The 15,079-nt window shown below is 64.2% G+C and carries 12 protein-coding genes; 2 read left to right on the forward strand and 10 right to left on the reverse strand.

Annotated features, from left to right (window positions below; genetic code table 11):
• Positions 1-6: 6 nt before the first annotated feature.
• From RHA1_RS36590 to RHA1_RS36600, 3 genes are all read right to left on the reverse strand, one after another.
• A complete protein-coding gene (locus tag RHA1_RS36590; RefSeq protein WP_007296998.1) occupies positions 7-1,533 on the reverse strand; it encodes a sugar ABC transporter ATP-binding protein in 1,527 nt (508 codons plus the stop codon).
• Entirely contained in the window at positions 1,530-2,750 is a 1,221-nt protein-coding gene (locus RHA1_RS36595; RefSeq protein ID WP_011599134.1) for a substrate-binding domain-containing protein, read from the reverse strand. The genes RHA1_RS36590 and RHA1_RS36595 overlap by 4 nt, the downstream gene beginning before the upstream one ends.
• A gap of 274 nt (positions 2,751-3,024) precedes the next feature.
• The gene (locus RHA1_RS36600) at positions 3,025-4,473 is read right to left on the reverse strand and encodes an aldehyde dehydrogenase (protein ID WP_007296996.1); all 1,449 of its coding nucleotides are present in this window, start codon (positions 4,471-4,473) and stop codon (positions 3,025-3,027) included.
• A gap of 186 nt (positions 4,474-4,659) precedes the next feature.
• On the opposite strand from RHA1_RS36600, the gene RHA1_RS36605 reads away from it, so the two are divergent.
• Complete coding sequence (locus RHA1_RS36605; RefSeq protein WP_237720390.1) at positions 4,660-5,934, forward strand: ROK family transcriptional regulator; 1,275 nt, start codon at positions 4,660-4,662, stop codon at positions 5,932-5,934.
• A gap of 846 nt (positions 5,935-6,780) precedes the next feature.
• Here the strand turns inward: RHA1_RS36605 and RHA1_RS36610 are convergent.
• The 6 genes from RHA1_RS36610 to RHA1_RS36635 all read right to left on the reverse strand — a co-directional run bounded on the left by RHA1_RS36610 (position 6,781) and on the right by RHA1_RS36635 (position 13,083).
• Positions 6,781-7,593, reverse strand: a complete 813-nt coding sequence (locus RHA1_RS36610; RefSeq protein WP_011599136.1) for a mycofactocin-coupled SDR family oxidoreductase — start codon at positions 7,591-7,593, stop codon at positions 6,781-6,783.
• 152 nt (positions 7,594-7,745) lie between these two features.
• Positions 7,746-9,086: an MFS transporter gene (locus tag RHA1_RS36615; RefSeq protein ID WP_007296993.1), complete on the reverse strand. Its 1,341-nt coding sequence runs from the start codon at positions 9,084-9,086 to the stop codon at positions 7,746-7,748.
• Between the two features lie 10 nt (positions 9,087-9,096).
• A complete protein-coding gene (locus RHA1_RS36620) occupies positions 9,097-10,116 on the reverse strand; it encodes a Gfo/Idh/MocA family protein (RefSeq protein ID WP_007296992.1) in 1,020 nt (339 codons plus the stop codon).
• Positions 10,109-11,368 (reverse strand): Tm-1-like ATP-binding domain-containing protein, encoded by a 1,260-nt coding sequence (locus RHA1_RS36625; protein ID WP_007296991.1) that lies wholly within the window; start codon positions 11,366-11,368, stop codon positions 10,109-10,111. Before RHA1_RS36625 ends, RHA1_RS36620 begins: the two co-directional genes overlap by 8 nt.
• 12 nt (positions 11,369-11,380) lie before the next feature.
• On the reverse strand, positions 11,381-12,190 hold the full coding sequence (locus tag RHA1_RS36630) for an SDR family NAD(P)-dependent oxidoreductase (protein WP_011599137.1): 810 nt from the start codon (positions 12,188-12,190) through the stop codon (positions 11,381-11,383).
• A 56-nt stretch (positions 12,191-12,246) separates the two neighbouring features.
• Positions 12,247-13,083 (reverse strand): phosphoenolpyruvate hydrolase family protein, encoded by an 837-nt coding sequence (locus RHA1_RS36635; RefSeq protein ID WP_007296989.1) that lies wholly within the window; start codon positions 13,081-13,083, stop codon positions 12,247-12,249.
• A gap of 912 nt (positions 13,084-13,995) precedes the next feature.
• Here RHA1_RS36635 and RHA1_RS36645 point away from each other — a divergent pair.
• Positions 13,996-14,703, forward strand: a complete 708-nt coding sequence (locus RHA1_RS36645) for a hypothetical protein (protein ID WP_007296988.1) — start codon at positions 13,996-13,998, stop codon at positions 14,701-14,703.
• A 1-nt stretch (position 14,704) separates the two neighbouring features.
• Here the strand turns inward: RHA1_RS36645 and RHA1_RS36650 are convergent, their stop codons facing one another.
• Positions 14,705-14,944 (reverse strand): hypothetical protein, encoded by a 240-nt coding sequence (locus RHA1_RS36650; RefSeq protein ID WP_237720389.1) that lies wholly within the window; start codon positions 14,942-14,944, stop codon positions 14,705-14,707.
• Positions 14,945-15,079 lie beyond the last annotated feature (135 nt).

Below are 15,079 nucleotides of genomic sequence, written 5' to 3' on the forward strand. Positions count from 1 at the left end.
GGGTGTTCACACTCCTTGGATGGCAAGCTGGAGCGACTCTTCGTCGGGGATGGTGTCGCGGGCGAAGTCGGCGTCGATTCGCCCTTGTCGCATGACAAGGACACGATCGACGACGGCGAGGAGTTCCTCGAGTTCGGACGAGATGAGGATGATCGCGGTACCCGCGTCGGCGAGGTCGAGTACGAGTTGCATGATGTCGGTTTTGGAGGCGATGTCGACGCCTGTGGTGGGTTCGTCGAGAATCAGCACTCGCGGTGGTACTCCCACCTCGCCGAGGCCGAGCCACTTGGAGATGACGACCTTCTGTTGGTTTCCGCCGGACAGTCGGCCGACTGGTTGATCGATTGCGGTGGTGCGAATTCCGAGTCTGCGCGTGAGGTCTACGCAGAGGTCACGGCCTCTGTCGTCGTCGATGAACGGCCCTCGGGTCAAGCGGGTGAGGCTGGGTAGCAGCAGGTTGGTCCGGACCGAATGCTCGCGTACGAGGCCTTGCGATTGACGGTCCTCGGGTACGAGCATGACACCCGACTTGATGGCGTCGAGTGGCCGACGTGGGTTGATGGTTGTGCCGTCGACCACTATCCGACCCGAGTCGGCGCGGTCGATGCCGAACAGGCATCGTGCCAATTCCGTTCGGCCGCTCCCGATCAGCCCGGCCAGGCCGACGACCTCACCGGCTGCCACCTTGAATGAGACGTTGTCGAGACGGTTTCCCGCAGTCAGGTTCTCCACGGACAGGGTGATCTCACGCGGAGTGTCGGTATCACGCGTGGTTCTGGTGAAACCGTGCAAGATCTCTCGCCCGACAATGGATTCGGCGACTTGTTCCGGTGGGACTGCGGACACGGTGTCGGTGAGGACCCGGCGGCCGTCGCGGATGATGCTCAGGCGATCGGCGACACGCGCAATCTCGGCCATTCGATGGCTGATGTAGACGATCGAGATGCCTTGTGTCTTGAGCCTGGCGATGAGGGCGAACAGCGCTTCGACCTCGGAATACGGGAGGCTGGCGGTCGGCTCGTCCATCACCAGGATCCGTGCTTGCATGCTCAGTGCCTTGGCGATCTCGGTGAGTTGCCAGTACCCGACGGGGAGATCTCCGATCAGGCTGCGTGGATCGATGTCGGCGCCCATGCGGTCGAGGAGCGTCCTCGCCTGTCGGTTCAGACCTCGATCGTCGATGAGTCCGAAGTGGTGGGGTTCGCGACCGAGGAAAATGTTCTGTGCCACCGAGAGGCTCGGGATGAGGCTGAACTCTTGGAAGACCATGCCTATGCCCGCCGCCGTCGCATCGGACGGTGAATGGAAATTTGCCGGTTCCCCGTTGATTGTGATCTCGCCCGCGTCGGCGCGGTGAACCCCTTGCAGGATCTTCATCAGCGTCGACTTTCCCGCGCCGTTGCCGCCGAGCAAGGCATGGACCTCGCCTTCACGTAGCTCGAAATCAACCCCGCGCAGGACGTCCACCTTGCCGAAGGATTTGTGGATGCCCCGCATGGAGACCGCGATCGAGGCATCGTTCGCGGCTTTCATCGTCCGCTGTCCAATGCCTGCTGGAGGTCGCTGGGGGCATCGGAGTGATACAGCGACTTCCATGAGTCGACAAGGTTGTCGCGAGTGACGGGGAGAGAGGGAAGTTCGACGAAGGCCGGAGCTGGTTTGCCCAGGAGCGCGTAGGCTGCGAGCTTCGCTTCGACGGTTCCCTGGTCGTATGGTTGCGCGGCGGCAATCCCGGCGACGAATCCGTTCTGGGCCATGTCGATGGCGACGTTGTTTCCCAGGTCCACCGTCGTGACGGCAAGGGAGTCGCGTCCCGAGGCGCGTGCGGCATCGATGGCTCCCTCACACGGCGCGTCGAAGAAGCACCACACTCCGCCGAGTTGGGGGTGTTTGGTGAGCCACGCGTTGACGTTCGAGTTTCCCTCGCCCTTCCAGTCCGGACCCAGTAGTCCCTTGTTCTCGACGATGTCGATGTCGGGGTAGTCTTTCGCGATCGTCTCGGTGAAACCCTGTTCCCGCAGAACATTCGTCGGTGCCTGTGCGCCGTGGTGGATCACACCCACTTCGCCTCTGCCGCAGAGGGCTTTCGCCAACTGGTGTGCGCCGAGAACACCGGCTCCGTAGTTGTCGGTCGCGACGACGGAGACATAGTCCTGTCCCGGTTGGAAGTTCTCGGCCGGGTTCTCCATGAAGACGATCTTGACGCCGGCGTCGGCGGCCTTCCGGTAGGCGGGCGCAAGCGCGACGGGGTCGAGGGAAGGGATCGACACGATGATGTTCGGTCTGGCCGAGAGTGCAGTTTCGATATCGGAAAACTGTTTGGCGGGATCGGCCTGGGCGTCGGTCTGGGCGACGATTCTGATGCCGAGCCTGTCGAACTCCGCCTTGAGCGCCTCGACCTGGGCGTTGCTCCAGCTGTCCCCGGAGAAGTGCATCACGACCGCTGCTGTGGAGTTCATGGCGCGGATTTGGGTCACCTCGGCGTCGGTGAGCTCGATCGATGTTGCCGGTACGGAGGTTTCACCGTAGGGGCCTTTGCCGATGACGTCACCGCTGGTGTATGCGGTGATCGCGGCGTCGTACGGGGTTGTGTCGCAGTTCGCGTTCGCAGTGCCGGTCGAGTTCGAGGCGCAGGCGGTGGCAGCGCCGGTGACGAGGAGTGCGGCGGCCACCAGGGCGTATCGGCGGCGGCCTGTCTGACGGTGATGTGCCGGTTTGGGGTTTCGGCTGTGTGCGGACGCGCGGGTCATGCTGCACCTCTGTGATGTGTGATGGGAAGACTGTGGGTCGGTCAGCAAGCGTGGGTTTTCGAGGGCTCCGACAGCGGCTGACTCATTAACGTCGATTTTCACTTTAATGTTGTCGATTCTCGACGTCAATGGTTTCGCGAGATCTCGGTCACACATATCCCGGTCTCGGATGACCGCGAAGGCCGTTGCAGGCGGAAATTGCCGGGCTACCTGATACAGCCTGGGCCGCCGAGCTTTTCGCTCGACGGCCCATGGGAAGTGCAGCGCCGGCCCGCTAGGCAGTCGCGCCAGCAGCGACGGAGAGGGTGATGCTCTTGGTCTGGGTCAGCGCGAACAGCCCCTCAGGGCCGCCTTCGCGACCGAATCCGGACTGCTTCACTCCCCCGAAGGGCGCTGCGAGGCACGGGAATGTGCCGTTGATGATAAAGACACCGGAGCGCACGCGACGTGCGACGTCGAGGCCGGCCTGCTCGTCGGTGGTGAACACCGACCCGGAAAGCCCGTACCGCGAGTCGTTCGCGATGGCGACGGCTTCGTCGAGGTTATCGAACGGAATGACGCAGAAGACCGGACCGAAGATCTCGTTCTGGGCGGCCTCCATGTCGTTGTTGACGTTGGTCAGCAGGGTGGGTTCGAGAAAGTACCCTTCCAAGCCGCTGGGCCTGGCGCCTCCGGTGGCGATGGTCGCACCGCCGGCGACGGCCCGTTCGATGTAGTTTTCGGCGCGGTCCAGGAAACGTGGTGCCGCGAGCGGGCCCCAGGTGGTGTCGAGGTTTGCGGGATCGCCCATCGTCAGCGCCTCGAGGCCGGCGACGAGTCGATCGACGACCTCGTCGTGGATTTCCCGGGCGACGAGGAGTCGCGTCATAGCCACACAGATCTGACCGCTGTAGAGGGCCATCGCGTCGACCAGGGCGGGAACCGCAAGATCGAGGTCGGCGTCGGCGGCGACGATCGCGGCAGACTTTCCACCCAACTCCAGCACGAGGTTGGCTACGCGGTCGGCACACGCGTGCATGACGGACATCCCGACCTCGGTGCCGCCGGTGAAGTGGACGGCCGCGATCCCCGGATGCTCGACGAGGTACTGGCTGACGTCAGCGTCGCCGGCGAGGATGCTCAAGACCCCGGGCGGGAAATCGGCCTCGGCGGCCGCATCGGCAAAAAGATATCCGAGCATCCGGCATTCGGGCGGAAGCTTGATGATCATCGTGTTCCCGGCCAGCAGGCCGGGGATGATTGCGAGTGCGAATTGCATGTGCGGGCCGTTGAACGCCACGATCCCCACGGTGGGCCCGATCGGTTCCTGGCGAACCTCGATACGTCCCATCGAGGTCTCGCGTGTCTCGATCCACGGAGCGGTCCGGGACTCGTCGAGCGCCCGATTCCACAGATCCGAGGCGGCTTTGGTGAGTTCATCGCCGTTGCGGAACGGCATTCCGGCCTCGAGTGCCCAGACTCGGACGATCTCATCGAGGCGCTTGTCCAGCGCGCCACAGAATCTCGTGACGATCTCACCTCTCGCGTCGTGAGTCAGGTCGGCCCAGGCGCCGAAGGCCTCCTGGGCCTGCGCGACGGCGAGTTTCGCGTCGTCAACGGTGGGTCGAGGCAGTTGGCGAATCACCCGACCGCCGAAGGGCGCGACGACATCGGCGAGTTCACTGCCCTGCGGAGCCACCCAACGGCTACCGATAAAGAGTTCGTTCGCGTGTGGGACGTTCATCTGGAGATCTCCTCTGAGTGGTCATTGTTCGCACCGCTGTTTCGAAGGCGGTCAGCGGACCGGGCAGACGGAACGGGCGCACCGAGAACCCACCCGCCACGTATATGTCGGAAATCACCATAATGATGTCGAAATGTTTCGTCAATAGGATGGATACCCACTCACGTCGGCGTATATGCTGATTTCATGACGTTAAATGGGGGTGGCGGATCGCCCCAGGATCTGCCGTCGACGCGCCGGGCACAACGCATCACCGGCAACGGCACACAACCTGTGAAACGGTCCGGTGGCCGAATGGCGAGGACCGGTGAGGTACTGAACCTGGTCCGACTCGGAAAGGTCGAGACCGTCACCGAATTGGCGAAGTCGATGGGGCTGGCCCGCTCGACCGTCAACGAACGACTCGACATTCTCCAGCAGATCGGACTGCTGACGACCGGTGGAGAAACGTCACCGGGTCGAGGCCGGCCCGCGAGCCTGTTGGCGTTCAACGCGGCCGCCGGCGTCACCCTGGTAGCTCAAGTGGGCATGAGTGGGACGATGCTCGCCATCACCGACCTGGATGCGGAGATACTCTGGCGCACCCAGGTCCAATTCGACGTGTCGCACGGACCGGACGCGTTGATCGAGCTCATTTGCACTGTTTTCGGGGACGCCTTGGCGGAACTCGAAATTTCCGCCGACCAGGTGTACGGCGTCGGACTGGGACTGCCCGGCGATGTCGAGATCTCCACGGCTCCGGCGTCGAACCGGGCGGGGGGCAGTCGCGCTTGGGTGAACTTCCCTTTCGCGGAGCGTCTTTCGCAGTCGTTCCATGCACCGTCCTTCGTAGACAGGGACGTCAACCTGATGGCGATCGGAGAACACCGAACGGGGTGGCGCGACGCCAACGTGCTGGTGTCGTTGAAGGTCGGAACTGTTGTCGCGTGCGGTCTGGTGATCAACCACAACGTGGTGCGCGGGGCCACCGGAATGGTAGGCGAGATCGGCCATACCAAGATCGCGGGCGTGGACCTGCCCTGCCCGTGCGGGAGCCGGGGGTGCCTCAACACCATCGCCGGCGGACCAGCCCTGGCGGCGTCCCTCGTGGAGCAGGGTTTCCAGGCGCACACCGCCCGCGACGTGGCCGACCTGGCGAACTCCGGGATCGTTCCTGCGGGCCAGGCCGTGCGCGAGGCCGGCCGTCACGTCGGGGAGGTCATGGCGTCGGTCATCAATCTCCTCAACCCCGACGTCGTGACGGTATGGGGGTATCTGGTCGATGCCGGTGACCAGTTCCTCGTCGGGATGCAGGAGTCGATCTACAAGTCGGCACTTCCCTCATCCGCTCGCGCCACGGTCATCACTCGTGCGCGCCTCGGCGACGACGCGGGGCTGCGAGGGGCCGCGTTGGCGGTCATCGAGGACGCCTTGGCGCCCGAAGCGATCGACGAGTTGGTGGCGACAGCCGACGCCGGATGATGCGCCCGGCCGGTATACGCGCAACACCCCGCCGATAAACTCCCTCCGGAAAGGCCGGCGATTGCCAACCGGCGCCCCCAATCGGTCCGCGGCGGACCATTCCCGTCGCGATCTGACCTCGACTGCGATGACAACGCAATGGTCGCGATGACCCTGCCCGGTCCGTTGACCCGCTCTGCGCTCACCGGTGGTGTCGGCATCGTCTGAGGCCGTGCACCCGTTCACCGGGTGCACTCCTCAACGAGATGGCGGCGGGTAGGCGGCCCAGAGCCGCTGGGCGACGCTTCGATCACATTTCCTCGAGGCGAGGATGTGCCAGAGTCGCTCGGAGAAAGTCGATTTCGTGATCCCATAGGTGACGAATAGCTCCGCCTCCGGCGGGCCACCGAAAGGCGCCCAGATGTCAGCGAACGACAGAAACGCTTCGGTTTCGTCGCGTACGACCCCGGGACGGTGGCGAGTTGTTCCGGATTGTGTTCGTTGCCGATGTCGTTGTCGATACTTACGCACATCGGCTTCTATCGCAGAGTGCTCATGCTCGCGACGGACCTGACGGGTTCGCGGATCCGGTGTCCATCCGGACCTCGTCCACGGATGTTCACGCTGAGGGTGTTCGGGCATGACCGCATCTGTTCTCTCTGATCGACCGGGGTATGCGCCGCCAATCCGGTGCCCTCCGGTGAGGTGTTCTCGGTTTGGAGGGGCACCGGCGGGGTGGGGCTACGGGGACCGTTATTGTCGTTTCCTGCCCGCTCACGTGGCGGGAGAGGACCGGTAGCTACTCTTCCTCTTCCGCCGCGTAAGCGGCGCCCCCGGACCTGGGTGGCGCACTTGGCACCACGGGTGTCAGCGACCGGCGAAACCGGCGTCGACCGGCAAGCTGACTCCGGTGACGTAGCGACCTTCCTCGGACGCCAGCCATACGATGGCATTGCTGATGTCCTCGGGTTCGACCATGTCCACCGGAAGCGCGTTGGCCATGTTGGCGTCCCACTCGGGGTGCGTCTCGAGGAACCCGCGGACGTGATCGTTGTTGATCAGTTTCGTGTTGACGCCAGTCGGATGGAGGGTGTTCACCCGAATCATGTGCGGAGCCAGCTCATTGGCGAGTGTCCGCATCAGGCCGACGACACCGTGTTTGGCGGAGACATAATGTGCGAGGTTGACCATACCCTTGGTACCTGCGGACGAACTGGTGATGGCGATGCACCCTCCATGACCCGCCTCGATCATTGCGGGGATGGCGGCCTTGACGGTCTTCCACACCCCGGTCAGGTTGACACCGATCATCTCGTCCCACTCTTGCTCGGTGATCGACCAGGTGTTGGGAACGAAGCAGGTGAAGGCGGCGTTGGCGCAGATGATGTCGAGCCGGCCGAACTCGGCCACCCCGGTGTCGACGAACTGCGCCATGGTGTCCGCGTCGCGTACATCGATCTCGGCGGTCAGGATGCGCCGTCCGAGTGTTTCGACGAGTCGCTGTGTTTCCTTCAAATCCTCGGAGCTGGCCAGGGGGTATTGCACCGTGTCGAGTTGCCGGCATACGTCGAATGCGAGGATGTCCGCGCCTTCTTGTGCCATGCGGATCGCGTGGGACCTGCCTTGACCTCGTGCGGCACCCGAGATGAGTGCCACTTTTCCTGCGAGTCGTCCTGTCATGACGATTCCTCTCTGCTTGTGCGGTTGCCTCCGCAGGTGTTGCTGATTTCAGGCGGGGGTGGGCGACGACGCAGTCGTGATGTCGGCGCCGATGCGGATCCGTTCTCTGTTTGTCGCTCAGGGTGCGGGGGGTCCGTCGCCCCGCGCGGGGGTCAGCCCGCGGTGTCGTGCATCGTCGCGAGGTCCCTGCGGTGGGTTTCCTTCGCCAGTCCGACTCCGATGCTGGTGATCACTGCGACGGTGACCACGTAGATGGCCACGGGAATCGACGAGTCGAAGGCGCCGAGCAGGGCAATGGCAATCAACGGCGCTATGGCGCCACCGATCACGGTCGTGACCTGGGCACTGATCGACATGCCCGTGTATCGGACCCTGGTGGGGAACTGCTCGGCGAAGAACGCTGCCTGAGGCCCGTAGAGGGCCGAGTGGAAGATGAGCCCACCGACCATGGCCAGAAAAACCAGTGGCGAGCTCCCGGTGTCGAGGAGCCAGAAGAATATCCAGATCCAGACGGCGGTGCCGATCGCTCCGCCGAGCAGCACGGGGCGGCGACCGAGTTTGTCCGACAGCGCACCGAAAAAGGGTGTCGCGACAAGCTGGATGACGTTGGCGAGGACGAGTGCATTCAACACCACGCTCTTGTCGACGCCGCTCCGCTCGACGGCGTACACGAGGATGAACGCGGTCAGGACGTAGTACACGATGTTTTCGGTCAAGCGTGCACTCGCACACGCGGCGAGCTCGCGGCGGTGCTCGCGCAGAACGGTTCGGGCGGGGGCTTCCTCCGCCACCGCCTTCTCTGCCTGTTCGTGTGCCTCCACGAACAACGGTGCGTCCTCGACCTTGGACCGGATCCAGTAGCCCACGACCAGAAGCACGGCGGACAGCAGGAAGGGGATACGCCATCCCCAGTCGAGGAAGGCGTCGTCATCGAGTGTGGCGGCGAGCACGGCGAGGACTCCGGTGGCGATGAGGTTGCCCAGTGGGATTCCGGCCTCGGGCAGGCTGGTCCACGCGCCGCGTCGTCGGGCCGGCACCCGCTCGGCGACCAGGAGCATCGCTCCGCCCCACTCGCCGCCCAGGGCAAAGCCCTGGATGAGGCGAAGTGCGCTCAGTGCGATGGCCGACCACACCCCGATGGCCGCGTAGGTCGGTAGCAGTCCGATCGCGAAGGTGGCGCCGCCCATCAGGACCAGGCTGATGATCAGCAGCGGCTTGCGGCCGATGCGGTCCCCGAAGTGGCCGAAGACGAGTCCGCCGATGGGGCGGGCGAAGAACCCGAGGGCATAGCTGAGGAAGGCGAGCAACGTGCCCACGATCGGGTCCTCGGCGGGAAAGAACAGTTTGTTGAATACCAGGGCAGCCGCGGAGCCGTACAGCAGGAAGTCATAGGCCTCCAGCGCCATACCGGTGGTGCTGGAGGCGACGACGCGGGCGAGCCCTCGACGTGAGGTCGGCGGCGCCTGGTTCGCGGTCGTACTGTTGCTGGACATGGGTTTTCCCTCAGATTCTGGTCGTCAGGTAGGCGTCGAGGTCGACGGGCTGCCCGGTCGCTTGGGATGTGTGGGCTGCCTCCATGAGGGCGACCACTGTTCGTGCTTCCTCCGCGGAGGACTGCGGGGTTCTGCCCGTAGCAATCGCGTCGACGAACTCCCGGAATTGGTTGTCGAAGGAGGAGTCTCCGTTGATGTAGGGAACGACTTCTTCCTGCACCGCGGGAATGTTGTTCACCCAGAGGTTCCGGTCGTCGGTGAGCCGCATGCTGCCCTGCGGTCCGTTGATGAGTCTGTCGTTCACCGGGACTCGGGTGTTCAGGGAGATGTAGCCGGAGGCGAGGCTGCCGTCCTCGAATTCGACCATCAGCATGGCCTCGTCTTCGCCCTCCCACAGATCACGCAGGCGCCGCGTCTGGGCGTACACCCGAGTGGGACGGCTGCTGATGAGCCAGAGCATGGTGTCGAGGACGTGCGGACCGTTGAGCCCCAGAGCGAGCCCGCCGGTGTCGGAGGCGGACTTCCACCACTGCGTTGCCACGTGCTCCGCGAAGACGCCCAGGGTATGGGTCAGGGTCAGGGGACGACCGAGGTCCGCTACCCGCTTCTTTGCGGTCTGGGCTCCCTCGAAGAAGCGTCGGCAGTGGGCGACCATGAGCACGCGGCCATTGGCTGCGGCGGCGTCGATCATGGTGTCGGCGTCCGCTAGCGAGGTGGCGAGCGGTTTCTCGATGAGCACGTGCTTGCCGTTTTCGACCAAGGCCTTGGTCAGCGGCGCGTGCACATGGTTGGGGACGGTGAGGACGACCGCGTCTATGTCGTCGGCCAGGATGACCGCTTCGGCATCGTGGACCGCACGCTCGGCCGCGTATCGACCTGCCAGATCCTCGGTGCGTTCTTTCTCGTGGGGCAGGCCTGCGACCGCGACAAGGGTGGCAACGTCGCTGGCGGAGACAATGGCGGGTAAGTGCGCGGCAGCGATCCGACCGGGGCCGATCAGGGCAACGCGGAGTTTGTCGTTCTCAGGCATGGTTGCTCGCTTGGGCTGTGTAGGGGACGTGGCTGAGGTAGTCGAGCAGTAGACGGGCAGCAGAGGTCGCGAAGACCTCGTCGTTGATGTGCTGGTCGATGTCGATCACGGTCACCGCCGAGCCGTCCAGGGACGACTTGACGGCGTCGAACAGGTCGCGGCGGGCCTCGGGGCGGTCGAAGGGTTCTCCTTCGGCATCGAGTGCCGAGGTACCGCGCAGGGGAATCAGCAGGGTACACGGTCCGGTGGCGAGGCGGAGTTTTCTGCCGATCGCCTCGCCGATTTGTCGTGCCTCATCGCTGGTGACCCGCATCAGCGTGTTCTCGGCGTTGTGGTGGTAGAGCAGACGGTTCGCAAAGGTGCCAGGGATGGTGTCCGGTGCTCCGAAGTTCACCATGTCGGTGGCCCCGAGAGATACGACTTGGGGTACGCCGTGCCGGGCGGCGCTTTCCAGGCGTGTAGGTCCCGCAGACAGAATGCCGCCGACGACCTCGTCGGACCATTCGGTGGTGGTGAGGTCGAGAACTGCGTCGAAGTAGCCCTCCGAGATCAGGCGTTCCATCGTCCGTCCGCCAGTACCGGTGGCGTGGAAGACGACAACTTCGCATCCCGCGTTCTCGAGAATACTTTTGGCGCACATGACAGCCTGGGTGGTGACACCGAACATCGAGGCCGCGACAAGGGGCCGGTCCGCTGTCGGTGAGACGTCCGGTCTGGTGCTCAAGCCGTTCACCATCCCCGCGAACGCGTCAGCGGCTTGGGTGTAGGTCACGCTGCTGATCCGGTTGAGACCGGCGACGTCCACTATCGACGGGAACATCACGATGTCGGAGGTGCCGACGTAGTTCGCGGTGTTCCCCGAAGCCACAGTGGACAAGATCGCTTTCGGAAAACCGAGCGGCAGATCCCGCATGACGATCGATCCGATCGTGGTTCCTGCACCGCCACCGAGCGCGAAGACACCCTGAATGCTCTCGGTGGCGACCAGATCCTCGACTATGCGGCGGGCGCCGGCACCCATGACGTCGACCGCCGACGAGCGATCGTGCCGCCGCCGGAGAACACCCAGGTCCATTCCGGCGGAGTCCGCGACCTCCTCGCGGGTGCTGTCCGCGTGAAGTAGGGGCTCGTCGAGCACGCCGACGTCGATGAGGTGCACCCGCAATCCATGCTCGCGCAAACGCGCGCGGATGTAGCCGGCGTCGTCCGCCTTGGTGTCGAGCGCCGCTATCAGGGCGACTGTTGTGGTCACGGTGTTGTCCTGTCAGAGGGTGAGGATGCCGCCGTTGACGTCCAGGGTGGCGCCGGTGATGAAACGAGACAGATCCGACAGCAGAAACAGTGTGGCCCCGACGACATCCTGCTCGTATACGTTGCGGCCCAACGGGGTCTGCTTGGCCAACTCCACGAGATCCGCTTCACGGTGCAGGTCGGTGAGCAGGTCATTCATGCGGACCCCGATGATCCCTCCAGGACATATGGAGTTTGCGCGGATGTTCTGCGGGCCGAATTCTTTGGCGATGTGCCTGGTCAGCCCGAGAATTCCTGCTTTGGCGGCCGAGTAATGGCAGCCGAGGAACGGACTCGAGGTGCGCCCGGCCAGCGATGAGATACTCACCAGTGCGCCGCCGCCGGATTTAGCGATGTGCGGGATCGTCGCCTGGTAGCTGATGAAAGCGCCCTTGAGATTCGAATCGATGATGAGATCCCATTCCTCACTGGCGATCTCGAGTGTGGGACGTTGGGCGCGGTAGGCGCCGGCCGAGTACACGACATTGTGCAGCGCGCCGAATTTTTCGACGGTCTGGGCGGCCACGCGCTCTGCGTCGTCGGGCCGGGTGGCATCTCCGGCGACGCCGAGGAATCGGTCGCCGTAGTGCTTGAATTCCTCGGCGACGGCATCGACTCGTTCTTTGTCCAGGTCAGAGATGGCGACTCGGGCACCGAGCTGCAGAAGGTTGTCGGCGGTCGTCTTGCCCGTTCCGCGGGCTCCACCGACGACCAGCGTGACGGTGTTGGTGAGTTTGTCGCCGACGGCGTTCCAGTCGAAGTTGTCGTGCAGGTGGGCGGTCATGGTGGTCCTTCTTGATCTGGCGATGTAGTGGGGGTAGACAGGGATCAGTTCCTGGCTCAGGCGGTCGTTGTTGCCTTGAACGCCGCGGTTGTCTGTGTCAGAGCTTCTTCGACCGGAAGCCGTTCCATGCTGGAGGCTCCGACGAAGCCCACGGCGTTCGATCGCTTCATGACGTACTCGGCGTCCGATGGTGTCGCTATGGGCCCACCGTGGCACAGAACAATGACGTCGGCCTTCGCCGCCAGTGCCGCCTCCCCGATCGCCTGAACCCGATCGCAGGCGTCTTCGAGGGAGAATGCGCCGTCGGTCGACATCCCGATGCTGCCGCCCACCGTCAGCCCCATGTGGGCGATCACCGCGTCGGCCCCGACCGCTGCCATGGCCGCGGCTTCCTGTGGGGTGAAGACGTAGACGATGGTGAACAGACCTAGCTGGTGGGCGATCTCGATCATCTCGACCTCACGCTGGAAGCCCAGACCCGATGCCTCGAGTTCCTCCCGGATGCGACCGTCGAACAGGCCCACTGTCGGAAAATTGTTCACGCCGGAGAAGCCTGCGGCCGCAACCTGTTCGAGCAGGCGGCGCATGTCCCGAGTCGGATCCGTCCCATTCACGCCCGCAATGACCGGTGTGTTGTGAACAACCGGCAGAACTTCACGCTCGCCCATCTCCAGAACGATCGCATTGGCGTCGCCGAGCGGAAGGAGCCCGCACATCGAGCTGTGTCCCGCCATCCGGAACCGGCCGGAGTTGTACACGATGATGACATCGGCCCCGCCGCGCTCGATGAACTTCGCCGAGATCCCAGTGCCCGCCCCGGCGCCAACAATCGGACGCTGATCACTGACTTGCGTATTTAGTCGGTCGACAACCTGCTCTCGGGTGAACGACATCGGACCGCCCTTTCCAAAACCGTCGATAGCGTGACCGCCATCACTTATTTATGTCGAATATCAACATAACTCTGTCGACATTCGAAGTCAACCTTCGGGCAGGGGCACAGACACCGTCCGCGCGGACGGGACGAGACCACCCCGAACGAGGGCGCGACAGCACCGGTGAGTCCCCTCGTATCCACCCACACGTCATCAGTACCCACACGTCATCAGCGACGCCCCGGTCCAGCACCAAACAGTTCCCAGAACACGAATGGCTCTTCGACCAGTGACATTTCGGACACAATCGTCATCGGACCGGCGCACCCTCGCCTTCTCGCGATGATGCGTCCACCAGCTCGGGGGCGACAAATACCTCCGCCAAAAGCAGGAAGCCAACACCTTCGAATGCGACGGTGCGATTGGCCGCAACCCCTACACCAACGGCACCTACCCCGATGCCGTCACATGAACACCCGTCGGCACCACCTCCGATCGCGGATACTCCTGCTACAACAGCGGCTGCTACTGACCCGACGGAACCCCCGTCATCGGCGCCGACCGATGCGGCAACAAACCCACCTCAGGTGAGATACAACAGCCAACGGCCGCGAAGCCGGCTGCATCACCGATCCGAAACTCTTTGCCGGCGTGAGCTACTGACACCAACCGGCTGCACCAGGCCGCTACAGAGTCCCAGCCCCAGCGGCCCGCGCCTCCGCCGCCCACGCCGCCACCCCCGCTGGGCCTCGCCGCAGCGCCCCAGCAAGCACAGAGCAGCACGGACCAGACCGAGAACCTGCGCGTTGGGGCCCACGATGTGGTAACGCCAGGTTTCGCCGGCGGCAGGAGTCGACGATCCACAGCCTGCTGGCCGGGAACCCTTCGCGCATACTCGAAAAGCGACGAATCCATAGCGAGGAGCAGTCGATGACCCACGATCCCGATCTGGGCGTGCTGGTGCGCCGTGTCGGATCCACGAGCGCCTGGGCCACCCCGGAGATGACCGCATACGTCAACGAGGATCACCTCCAGCGGATCATCGCCGACGCCCCCGTCGAGTACCTCAACGAGATCACCCGCGACGACATACGCCGGGACGGCGACCTCGAAATCCTCATCCCCTCCACCTACGGCGGCGAGATCGCCGCAGCCAAAACCCGCGCCTCGGCCGGCACCACCACCCGATGGACGAAGGAAACCTTCCTCGACGCCATCGGCTCCGACACCGACCACGCGAGCGCCGAGAAACTCTTCGCGCTACTCGGCCAGGTCGACGGCCGGCGCGGAACCCACGACGACCTCTGGTACGGCAACAAACCCGGCGGTGGAATCGTCTTCCACCCCTACGGGCTGCGGTACGCGCCGATCCAACTGTGGATCAACAAGACCGGGCAGCTGATGGCCTACGGCAACTGGTACCAGTACGTACGACAAGATCAAATACCACCGTGGGTTCGCCGAACTCGCCCACCTCGTCGGCCAGGACACCAATCCACAGAGAAAGGCTTCCCCATCGCCGACCTCCCCGACCTCGACCAGTTCTGGTCCGTCACCCTGCGATGCGCCGAACACATCAACCGGCCGCACGCCGGGTCCGATCACCGGGACGTCGACACCGACACCGCCATCCTCTGATCTACCTGCACGGCTCGGTGTCGGTCCGCACAGCCAACACCAACGTGATCTTCCCGTCACCCTCGGTGCCCGCCACCCCGACACTGAGGGAGGTCGCCCACGGACCGAGACTGCCGACAACGATCGCCAAGCACGCAACCAACCCGGCGACGATGTTCGGCGTGTAGTTCACCGGAAGCGGCGACGGTGGCCGCGGCGGCGGCACACCGACGAAACCGCCCGGAGCAGTCAAGTCCACCACGGGGACGGAGGGGACGAAGGGCTCCGGCTCGTGTGACTCGAGGGTTTGCTGTTGGCCAACCATCGCTCCACCGGACTCAATTCGGCGTCACCGCCGGGTCCGCTCGCTTGATCCGTCACCTCCTGCACCGTCCCT

This window comes from Rhodococcus jostii RHA1, from assembly GCF_000014565.1.
Taxonomy (GTDB): Bacteria; Actinomycetota; Actinomycetes; order Mycobacteriales; family Mycobacteriaceae; genus Rhodococcus_F; species Rhodococcus_F jostii_A.

Excerpts from the sequence above, each read along its gene's own strand:
- RHA1_RS36590 (WP_007296998.1), bottom strand. The coding sequence starts at position 1,533 with ATGAAAGCCGCGAACGATGCCTCGATCGCGGTCTCCATGCGGGGCATC.
- RHA1_RS36595 (WP_011599134.1), bottom strand. The coding sequence starts at position 2,750 with ATGACCCGCGCGTCCGCACACAGCCGAAACCCCAAACCGGCACATCAC.
- RHA1_RS36600 (WP_007296996.1), bottom strand. The coding sequence starts at position 4,473 with ATGAACGTCCCACACGCGAACGAACTCTTTATCGGTAGCCGTTGGGTG.
- RHA1_RS36605 (WP_237720390.1), top strand. The coding sequence starts at position 4,660 with ATGACGTTAAATGGGGGTGGCGGATCGCCCCAGGATCTGCCGTCGACG.
- RHA1_RS36610 (WP_011599136.1), bottom strand. The coding sequence starts at position 7,593 with ATGACAGGACGACTCGCAGGAAAAGTGGCACTCATCTCGGGTGCCGCA.
- RHA1_RS36615 (WP_007296993.1), bottom strand. The coding sequence starts at position 9,086 with ATGTCCAGCAACAGTACGACCGCGAACCAGGCGCCGCCGACCTCACGT.
- RHA1_RS36620 (WP_007296992.1), bottom strand. The coding sequence starts at position 10,116 with ATGCCTGAGAACGACAAACTCCGCGTTGCCCTGATCGGCCCCGGTCGG.
- RHA1_RS36630 (WP_011599137.1), bottom strand. The coding sequence starts at position 12,190 with ATGACCGCCCACCTGCACGACAACTTCGACTGGAACGCCGTCGGCGAC.
- RHA1_RS36635 (WP_007296989.1), bottom strand. The coding sequence starts at position 13,083 with ATGTCGTTCACCCGAGAGCAGGTTGTCGACCGACTAAATACGCAAGTC.
- RHA1_RS36645 (WP_007296988.1), top strand. The coding sequence starts at position 13,996 with ATGACCCACGATCCCGATCTGGGCGTGCTGGTGCGCCGTGTCGGATCC.